Annotated in this window: 7 protein-coding genes; 4 read left to right on the top strand and 3 right to left on the bottom strand. The window is 66.8% G+C overall.

Going from position 1 to position 9501, the window contains the following annotated elements:
- Positions 1-937, bottom strand: a 937-nt coding sequence (lptG, locus tag GEV05_23075; GenBank protein MPZ46213.1) for an LPS export ABC transporter permease LptG, incomplete at its 3' end; no start/stop codon positions are given.
- Positions 934-2013, bottom strand: coding sequence for an LPS export ABC transporter permease LptF (lptF, locus tag GEV05_23070; protein ID MPZ46212.1), 1080 nt, complete (start codon positions 2011-2013; stop codon positions 934-936). The genes lptF and lptG, both read right to left, overlap by 4 nt.
- A 184-nt stretch (positions 2014-2197) precedes the next feature.
- Here lptF and GEV05_23065 point away from each other — a divergent pair, with 184 nt between their 5' ends.
- From GEV05_23065 to GEV05_23050, 4 genes are all read left to right on the top strand, one after another.
- Positions 2198-3709: a leucyl aminopeptidase gene (locus GEV05_23065; protein MPZ46211.1), complete on the top strand. Its 1512-nt coding sequence runs from the start codon at positions 2198-2200 to the stop codon at positions 3707-3709.
- Positions 3706-4155 (top strand): DNA polymerase III subunit chi, encoded by a 450-nt coding sequence (locus GEV05_23060; GenBank protein ID MPZ46210.1) that lies wholly within the window; start codon positions 3706-3708, stop codon positions 4153-4155. Before GEV05_23065 ends, GEV05_23060 begins: the two co-directional genes overlap by 4 nt.
- 731 nt (positions 4156-4886) lie before the next feature.
- Positions 4887-7781 carry a valine--tRNA ligase gene (locus GEV05_23055; protein MPZ46209.1) on the top strand — a complete coding sequence of 965 codons (2895 nt, stop codon included), beginning with the start codon at positions 4887-4889 and terminating at the stop codon, positions 7779-7781.
- A gap of 27 nt (positions 7782-7808) precedes the next feature.
- On the top strand, positions 7809-9056 hold the full coding sequence (locus tag GEV05_23050) for an MFS transporter (protein MPZ46208.1): 1248 nt from the start codon (positions 7809-7811) through the stop codon (positions 9054-9056).
- A 100-nt stretch (positions 9057-9156) separates the two neighbouring features.
- Here GEV05_23050 and GEV05_23045 read toward each other — a convergent pair whose 3' ends face one another.
- Positions 9157-9387, bottom strand: a complete 231-nt coding sequence (locus tag GEV05_23045) for a SirA family protein (GenBank protein MPZ46207.1) — start codon at positions 9385-9387, stop codon at positions 9157-9159.
- Positions 9388-9501 lie beyond the last annotated feature (114 nt).

Below are 9501 nucleotides of genomic sequence, written 5' to 3'. Positions count from 1 at the left end.
CCAATCCCAGCATGATGCCGACGAAAATCCGACCGCCGATGCCGCCCGTGCGCCGCTGCATATGGGCGAACGGCAACGCGAGCACCATCATCACCACCACGGCCAAGGGGTAGGTGAACTTGGTCCAAAGCGCGATCTCGTACCGGATCGATTGCTGCCGGCTCTCGCGCAGATGCTCGACGTAGGAAACGAGGTCGCGCACCGAGCGCTGTTCCGGATCGACCAGCAGCACGTTCAGGATCGCGGGCGAAAGCACCGAAGTCCAGTAGCTTTGGTCGACGCGCTCGACCCGCGTGCGGCCCTGATCGAACACGGTGCGTACGACGTTGCGCAGCAGCCAGCGCTCGTCGTTCTGATACACCCCGCGCTCGGCATAGCTGATCGAGAGCAGCCGGTAGTCGTCGTCGAACTGGTAGATGCGAACGCCGGCCAGGGTCGCGTCCGGCAAGGGCTGCAGCACGTTGATGAAGCTGCGCGCCTCGCGTATCCACAACCCCGAGCGGAAGTCGCTCGCGACCACGCCCGTTTTCGCCCGCACGCGCAGGCGCTGGGCGGCCTGCTCCGAGGCTGGGGCGACGAACTCGCCCAGCAGGAAATTCACCGCGGCCAGCACCAGGCCGATCTGCGCGAGCATCCAGGCGAAACGGCGCACCGACACGCCGGAAACACGGATCACGGCATACTCGGAGCTCGCCGCCAGCTGTGCCAGCGCGAAGATGGTTCCGATCAACACCGCGATCGGAAACAGCTCGTACACGTGCCCGGGAATGGACATGAGCACGTAGCCGAAGATTTGCGGCAGACGGTAGCTGCCCTGGCCGAAATCCTTCAGTTCGCGGATGAGATCGAGCAGGGCGAACAGGCTCACCAGCGCGGCAAATACGAAGGCCGTCGCACCGAGCGTCTCGGTGACGAGATAACGGCGGATGAGCTTCATGCGAATCTGCGCCGCAGCGAAAAGACCGCCACGCGCCGGTAAAACAGCGCTGCCAGCACGAGCAGCATGGCGGTGTGCACGCCGAGGATGCCGGCGACGGCGCCCACCCGGCCTTGCGCAACCCAGGCCTGAACCATGCTCATGCAGTTGCTGTAGACCAGGTAGATCAGCAGGGCCAGGATCAGATTGAGCGAGCGGCCGCCGCGGGGATTGACGAAGGAGAGCGGGATCGCCAGCAGCGACAGGACCAGCGCCGAGACCGGCAGCCCGATGCGCCAAGTGAGCTCCGCGCGCGCGCGCGCGGATTGCAGTCGCAACAGGTCGTAGGTATCGAGCGACTTGACGGTCGGCAGCCCGGGCTTGGCTTCATAGGCTTCGACGCGAATCGCATAGCGCTCGAAGCGGGTAATGCGAAACTCGGGCGAGCCCGGCGTGCCCTCGTAGCGGCTGCCGTCCATGAGGACGAGAAACCGATCGCCGTTCGGCGCGACTTCCTGGTAGCCGCTCCGCGCCACCATCACGCCTTCGCGCTGGTGCTGCAGCGAGCGCACGAACACGTTGCCGACGAGATTCGCCTCGCCCTCCATCTGCTCCACGAAGAACACCCGCTCGGCGTGCCGGGATTCGCGAAACACCCCGGGAGCCACACCCGAGAGCTCGTCGCGTGAATTGAGCTGGACGCGATATTCCTCGGCCAGGCGCACCGACCAGGGCGAGAGCAGCAGCGACAGCAGGCCGACGGTGAAGACGAGCGGCAGGGAGAACGCAAGCACCGGCCGAATCCAGCCGTAGAGGCTCATCCCGGAGCTGAACCAGACGACCATCTCCGAGTCGCGGTAGCTGCGCGTGAGCGTCATCAGCACGGAAATGAAGAGCGTGAGCGTGAGCAGCACGGGGAAATAGCCCAGCGCGCTGAAGCTCAGCATTGCGGCCACCGCGTCCACCGCAAGCGTGCCGGCCGCGGCCTGCCCCAGGTAGCGGATGAATTGGGTAGTGAGCGTGATCGCCACCAGCACCACGAACACGCCTGCGGCGGTCGTCGCGAACTCGCGCAGCAGGGTCCGACGAAAAATCATGCGTCGGCCGTCCTATTGCCTTTTTTGACTTGACGTTGCCAGTGCTCCGATAATTCAGCGAGATACCGGCAGGGGAGGCGCCACCCTCGGGGCTGCGCAGAGATGTCGACCCTCCGGACAACGTCCGCGGACCGGCGCTCCGAAATACCCCGCCCGCGTCGCTTGTTCGAAGCAGGAGAGCGCAGTGGAATTTAGCATAAAAAGCGGGGCCCCCGAGAAGCAACGCAGCGCCTGCGTGGTGGTGGGCGTGTTCGAGTCGCGCAAGCTGTCGGCGGCGGCGGAATCGATCGATCGCGCTGCGAACGGCCATCTCGCCGAGATCGTTCGCCGCGGCGACATGGAAGGAAAACTCGGCGCGACCCTGTTGCTGCACAATGTCCCGAACGTCCTCGGCGATCGCGTGCTGCTGGTGGGGCTGGGGCGCGAACGCGAGTTTCGCGACAAGGAATACCGCGATGCCTGCCGCGCCGCGGTGCGCACGCTCAACGACACCGGCGCGATGGAAGCCGTGCTGTTCCTGACCGAGCTGCCCGTGCGCCGCCGCGGCCTTTCCTGGAAGATCGCGCAAGCGGTGCTGGTCGCCGCCGAGACGCTGTATCGATTCGATCAGCTCAAGAGCAAGCAGGACGAAGTGCGCCGGCCGCTGCGCCGTCTGACGCTCACCGTGACGCGCCGCTCGGAGCTCGCCGAAGCGGAGACGACTGCGCACCAGGCGCAGGCGGTCGCCGAGGGCATGCGGCTCGCCAAGGATCTGGGCAATCTGCCCCCGAACGTGTGCACGCCCACGTACCTGGCGGAGCAGGCGCGCGGCATTGCGAACGCGCACGGCATGCGCTGCGAAGTCCTCGAAGCCGCCGACATGGAGAGCCTCGGCATGGGGGCGCTGCTGGCAGTGGCGCGCGGCACGGCCGAGCCGCCCAAGCTCATCGTGCTCGACTACCGGGGCGCGGACCCTGCCGCGCAACCCGTGGTGCTGATCGGCAAGGGCGTCACCTTCGACACCGGCGGCATCTCGCTCAAGCCCGCGGCCGAGATGGACGAGATGAAGTTCGACATGTGCGGCGCCGGCTCGGTGCTCGGCACGCTGCTCGCCGTGGCACAGATGCGCCTGCCGCTCAACGTGGTCGGGATCGTTCCGAGCACCGAGAACATGCCCGGCGGCCGGGCGACCAAGCCGGGCGACATCGTGAGAACGCTCTCGGGGCAGAGCGTCGAAGTCCTCAACACCGATGCCGAGGGCCGTCTCATCCTGTGCGATGCGCTCACGTATTGCGAGCGCCTCAAGCCGGCGGCCGTGATCGATGTCGCCACGCTCACGGGCGCTTGCGTCATCGCCCTCGGTCATGTCGCGGCGGGCCTGTTCTCCAACGACGACGCGCTTGCGCGCGAGGTCCTGGCTGCCGGCGATGCGGCCTACGACCGCGCCTGGCACATGCCGCTGTGGGACGACTATCAGGAACAGCTGCGCAGCAATTTCGCCGACATGGCGAACATCGGCGGACGGCCCGCGGGCAGCATCACCGCCGCCTGCTTCCTGTCGCGCTTCGCCAAGAATTTTCGCTGGGCGCATCTCGATATCGCCGGCGTGGCATGGAAGTCCGGCCGCGAGAAAGGCGCAACCGGCCGGCCGGTACCGCTGCTCGCGCAGTTCCTGATCGAGCGCTCCGGCGCCGGCTCGCGAAGCTCGGGCGCGTGACCACGATCGATTTCTACACCCAGGTGCCGGACAAGCACGATTTCGTGCGCCGGCTCTGCGCCAAGGCGCTCGCTGCGCGAGCGCGGCTCATGCTGTGGGCCGCCGACCGCGACGCCTGCCAGCGTTTGTCGCGCATGCTGTGGAGCGTGCCCGCGACGGGGTTCGTTCCGCACGTCGCCGCTCACGATCCGCTCGCCGCCGTCACGCCCGTCATCCTGGACTGCGAGGCGACTACGTTCGCGCACGACGACGTGCTGGTGAATCTGCGCGCCGAAGTGCCACCGTTCTTCAGCCGCTTCCACCGGCTGGTCGAGATCGTCGCTGCCGGCGACGAGGACGATGCGGCAGCGGCGCGCACACGCTATCGCTATTACCGCGACCGCGGTTACGAGCTGCGCAACCACGACATGTCGCGCAGCGCGCCCACCGCCACCAACCGGGCATGATGAGCGACGACGCGCACAACCGGGATCTCATCCGCAAGGTCGATGCGCTGCTCAACAAGCACCGCGGCATGGACCCTCCCCCACGATCGCCCGATGAGGAGCCGCCGGCTGCGGCAGCCGACCGCACCGCGGCGCCCGATGCGCCTCGAGCTTCCGAGTCGCCTGCCCCGCTGGCGCTCGACGCGAGCCCACTGCAAGGGCAGCGCGCTCAGGAGCCCGGACCACGCGGTTTGCTGCCCCCGGACGACGATCCGGACATCCCGGTTCTGACCGATGTGGTGCTTCCGCCCGCCCCGTTATTCGAGCCGCCGGAGGCGATCGAGCCCGAAGCAGGCGCGGACCTGGCAGGCAGCGATGTGGTTGGGCGCGATACGCTCCCCGCGCGCCCGGGCAGTGGGAGCGATACCGAGCCCTCGGTGATCACCCGCGTCCAAACGCAGAACCTCGAGCACCAGGTTTATCTCAAGCTCAAGGCAAGTCTCGATCAACAGATTGCGCAGGTGATCGAGAAGCGGTTTCTGCCGGCCATCGGCGATGCGCTCAACCAGGCGGTCGAGCGCATGGCCGAACGCATGACCGAGCGCGTGGGGGGCAGCATCGCGAACCAACTGCAGTCGTCGCTGCGCGAGGTGCTCGCCGAGCAGGCTCGAAGCGTGGCCAAGGCGCTTCCGTCGCCGGAAGCCAACGCGGGCTCCAGTATAATGCCGGCCTTTTCCCCCGCCCCCCCTCCGATGGACCTCGCCAAGAGTTTCGAGCCGCAGGATATCGAGCGTTCGTGGTATGGGCGTTGGGAAGCCGCAGGTTACTTTCGCGCCGGCTATACGCCGGGGAAACCCGGCTATTGCATCCTGCTGCCACCGCCAAACGTGACCGGCACGCTGCACATGGGGCATGCGTTCCAGCATACGTTGATGGACGCGCTCATCCGCTACCAGCGCATGAGCGGACGCAACACGCTCTGGCAGCCCGGCACCGACCACGCAGGTATCGCCACGCAAATCGTGGTCGAGCGCCAGCTCGAGCAGCAGGGTGTCGATCGGCGAGCGCTCGGACGCGAGCCTTTCGTCGAGCGCGTATGGCAATGGAAGGCCGAGTCCGGCTCGACCATCACGCGCCAGATGCGCCGCCTGGGCGCATCGTGCGACTGGGAGCGCGAACGCTTCACGATGGACCCGGGGCTCTCGCGCACCGTCAGCGACGTTTTCGTGCGCTTGTACGAGCAGGGCCTCATCTATCGCGGCAAGCGCCTGGTCAATTGGGATCCGGTGCTGCAGACCGCCGTGTCCGACCTGGAAGTCGTCTCCGAGGAGGAGGATGGCCAGCTCTGGCACATCCGCTACCCGCTCGAAGACGGCAGCAGCGACATCGTGGTTGCGACCACGCGTCCGGAAACGATGCTCGGCGACGTCGCCGTGGCGGTCAATCCGAACGATTCGCGCTATGCGCATCTGCTGGGTCGCCGCGTCGTGCTGCCGCTCACCGGGCGCAGCATCCCGCTGATCGCCGACGACTACGTCGATCCCGAGTTCGGCACCGGCTGCGTCAAGATCACGCCGGCGCACGACTTCAACGACTATCAGGTGGGGCAACGCCACGCGCTCGACCCGATCGTCGTCATGACGCTCGATGGGCGCATGAACGACAACGCGCCGCCGGCGTATTGCGGGCTCGACCGGCTCGAGGCGCGCGGACGCGTCGTTGCCGATCTGCAAGCCGAGGGCTTGCTGGCCGAGGTGAAGCCGCACAGGTTGACCGTACCTCGCGGCGATCGCACCAATGCCGTCATCGAGCCCATGCTCACCGATCAGTGGTTCGTCGCGATGTCGAAGCCGGGGCCGAGCGGCAAGTCGATCGCGCAGGCGGCGCTCGACGTGGTGGCCGACGGGCAGATCCGGTTCGTGCCCGAGAACTGGACCACGGTCTACAACCAGTGGCTGCAGAACATCCAGGACTGGTGCATCTCGCGCCAGCTATGGTGGGGTCATCGTATTCCCGCGTGGTACGACACGCTCGGTCGCGTGATCGTCGCGCACGATGAGGTCGGCGCCTATCGGCAGGCCGCCGGGCTGCTGGCGGCGGATAACGAGCGCACCTCGGATGCGCAACGGTTGCGCGCGCTGATCGGTACGCTCGACATCCTGCGCGCAACCGGCGCGCTGCCCCCGGACGTGCGCGAAGACCTGCAGCGAACGCACCCGCACCTCGTGCTGCGCCAGGACGAGGACGTGCTCGATACCTGGTTCTCCTCGGCCCTGTGGCCGTTCTCGACCCTCGACTGGCCCGAAGACAACCCGGCGCTGGCGCTCTACCTGCCCTCCAGCGTGCTGGTGACGGGCTTCGACATCATCTTCTTCTGGGTGGCGCGCATGGTCATGATGACCCTGCACTTCACCGGCAAGGTTCCGTTCCGGGAAGTGTACGTGACGGGGCTCGTGCGCGACGCCGAAGGCCAGAAGATGAGCAAGTCGAAGGGCAACATCCTCGATCCCCTCGATCTGATCGACGGCACCGCGCTCGATGCACTGGTCGCCAAGCGCACGACCGGCCTGATGAATCCCAAGGATGCACCCCGCATCGAAGCCGCCACGCGCCGGCAGTTCCCCGACGGCATCCCCGCTTTCGGTACCGACGCCGTGCGCTTCACCTTCGCGAGCCTGGCGAGCCACGGGCGCGACATCAAGTTCGACCTGAACCGCTGCGACGGCTACCGCAATTTCTGCAACAAGCTGTGGAATGCCGCGCGCTTCGTGCTCATGAATACCGACGGCCAGGACACCGGGCTGGACGAAAGTCTGCCGGTGACACTCACCGACGCCGATCGCTGGATCGTGAGCCGGCTGCAGATCGCCGAAACCGCCGTGCACGCGGGCTTTCGCGACTATCGCTTCGACATGGTATCGCGCGCGATCTACGAGTTCGTCTGGGACGAGTATTGCGACTGGTACGTGGAGCTCGCCAAGGTGCAGCTCGGCGCCGGCGATGCCGCGGCTCAACGCGGCACCCGGCGCACGCTCGTGCGCGTACTGGAGGCGGTGCTGCGTCTCGCGCATCCGATCATTCCCTTCATCACCGAGGAGCTGTGGCAGAAGGTCGCCCCGCTCGCCGGCAAGAGCGGAGGCAGCATCATGATCGCCCCCTATCCGTCGCCGCAGCCCGCCCGGATGGACGCGGGTGCGGAGAACCGGATCGCGGCGCTCAAGGACATGATCAACGCCTGCCGCCAGCTCGCCGCCGAAATGGGCGTGAGCCCGGGCAAGCGCGTGCCGCTGCTCGTTTCGGGCGATGCCGCGCGCATCGAAGGCTATGCGCCGTATCTCAAGGCGCTCGCGCGCCTGTCGGAAGTGAGCGCGCTCGCCGAGCTGCCGCGCGCCGAGGCGCCGGTTGCGATCGTGGGCGATTTCCGCCTGATGCTCAAGATCGAGATCGACGTCGCGGCCGAGCGCGAACGCCTCACGCGCGAGAAGCAGCGCCTCGAAGGCGAAGTGCACAAAGCCGAGGACAAGCTCGCCAATCAGAACTTCGTCGAGCGCGCACCCGAGCGCGTGGTCGCGCAGGAGCGCGATCGGCTGGAGAATTTCCGCGCGACGCTCGACCAGCTGAACGCCCAGCTCGCCCGGCTGCAGTGAGCCGCGTGCGGGAATGAGCGGGCGCGCATGAAGCATTCGCTGCGCGCGCTCAGGCATCCCAACTTCCGCCTCTTCTTCGCCGGCCAGACGGTATCGGTGATCGGTACCTGGATCCATACCATCGCCATGAGCTGGCTGGTGTACCGCCTGTCCGGCTCCGCGCTGCTGCTCGGGCTGACGGGATTCGCCAGCATGGCGCCGCTGTTTTTCTTCGTCCCCTTGACGGGTTTGTTGGCCGACTGGGTCGATCGCCAGCGCTTGCTCCTGATCACGCAGGTGTTCGCGGCGATCCATGCCGTAGCCATGGCCGGGCTCGCCTATGCAGATCTGTTGAACGCCTGGCACGTCATTGCGCTGGCAACGCTTCTGGGCATCATCCAGGCAGCCGATACGCCGCTGCGCCAGACGTTTCTGCCCGAGATGGTCACCGCGCGCGAGGATCTGCCGAGCGCGGTGGCCCTGAGCGCCTTCATGCAGCAGGCGGGAAGGCTCATCGGACCCACCATCGCCGGGGTGCTGATGGCCGTCTCCAGCGAAGCGCTGTGCTTCCTCGTCAACGCCCTGAGCAAGCTGGGCGTCATTGCCGCGGTCGCGGCGATGAGAATCGAGCAACGCCCGCGCGCGCGACGCCAGGCGCGCGTGGCCGCCGATCTCGCCGAAGGGCTGCGCTATGCCTGGGATACCGTGCCGGTGCGTATTCTGCTGCCTACGCTCGCCGTTGTGAGCTTCATGATCGCCCCCTATCAGGCGCTGATGCCGATATTCGCCGCCGAGATCTTTCACGGCGGCGCGGACACCCTGGGCTACCTCACGGGCGCAGCCGGATTGGGCGGCGGCGTTGCGGTGCTGGTGCTGGCCGGGCGCAGAGACGTACGAGGCCTCGCGCGCATCATCCTGGCAGCCGCCGTGACGGCAGGTAGCGCGCTGATGGCCTTTTCGCAGACGCGTTGGCTGTGGCTTGCCTACCTCTTGCTCTTCTTCGTCGGCGCCGGGATGCTGGTCGTCATCACGGGCACCAGCACGATCCTGCAGACCATCGTCGAAGACGAAAAGCGCGGGCGCGTGATGAGCCTTTATACGATGTCGTTCCTCGGCATGATTCCGATGGGCAGCCTCGCTGCCGGCGCGCTGGCAGAACGGATCGGTGCGACCGCGACGCTCGCGCTCTCGGGAGCCTGCTGCATCGGGGCGGGCGGGGTGCTGTGGATCAAGCTGCCGGTGCTACGCAGCCATATCCGCGCGCATTACGTGCGACTGGGGATCGTGCGCGAGTAGCGCGTGCTCCCCTATCCGGGAACCTGCCCGCCTGGCGGGCACACGACGCTCCCCTCTCCCTTCGGGAGAGGGGCTGGGGGTGAGGGAGAGTTGTGATCTCTCACTTCTTGCGCATCAGAAAAACGTACTCGCCGTCGTTCTGCGCGTGCTCGAGCAACTCGTTCCCGGTCTGCTTGGAGAACGCCTGAAAGTCCTTCACCGAGCCCGGATCGGTGGCGAGGATCTTCAGGATCTGCCCCGAGCTCATGTCCGCGAGCGATTTCTTCGTGCGCAAAATCGGCAGGGGGCAATTCAGTCCGCGCGCATCGAGTTCCTTGTCGTGCTGTTCCATCTGCGGTTCCTCCATGCGGCACCCACGCGACATCGTCTGGGACCACGGCCCAAGCGCGCAACGCCCCCGCAAGGGCGCGGGCCGGGCGGCTGCGCGGCTATATTAGCAAATGTG

Source organism: Betaproteobacteria bacterium, assembly GCA_009377585.1.
GTDB lineage: Bacteria > Pseudomonadota > Gammaproteobacteria > Burkholderiales > WYBJ01 > WYBJ01.
The sequence above is the reverse complement of the archived record's forward strand: the minus strand, read 5'-3'. Positions and strand labels throughout refer to the sequence as shown.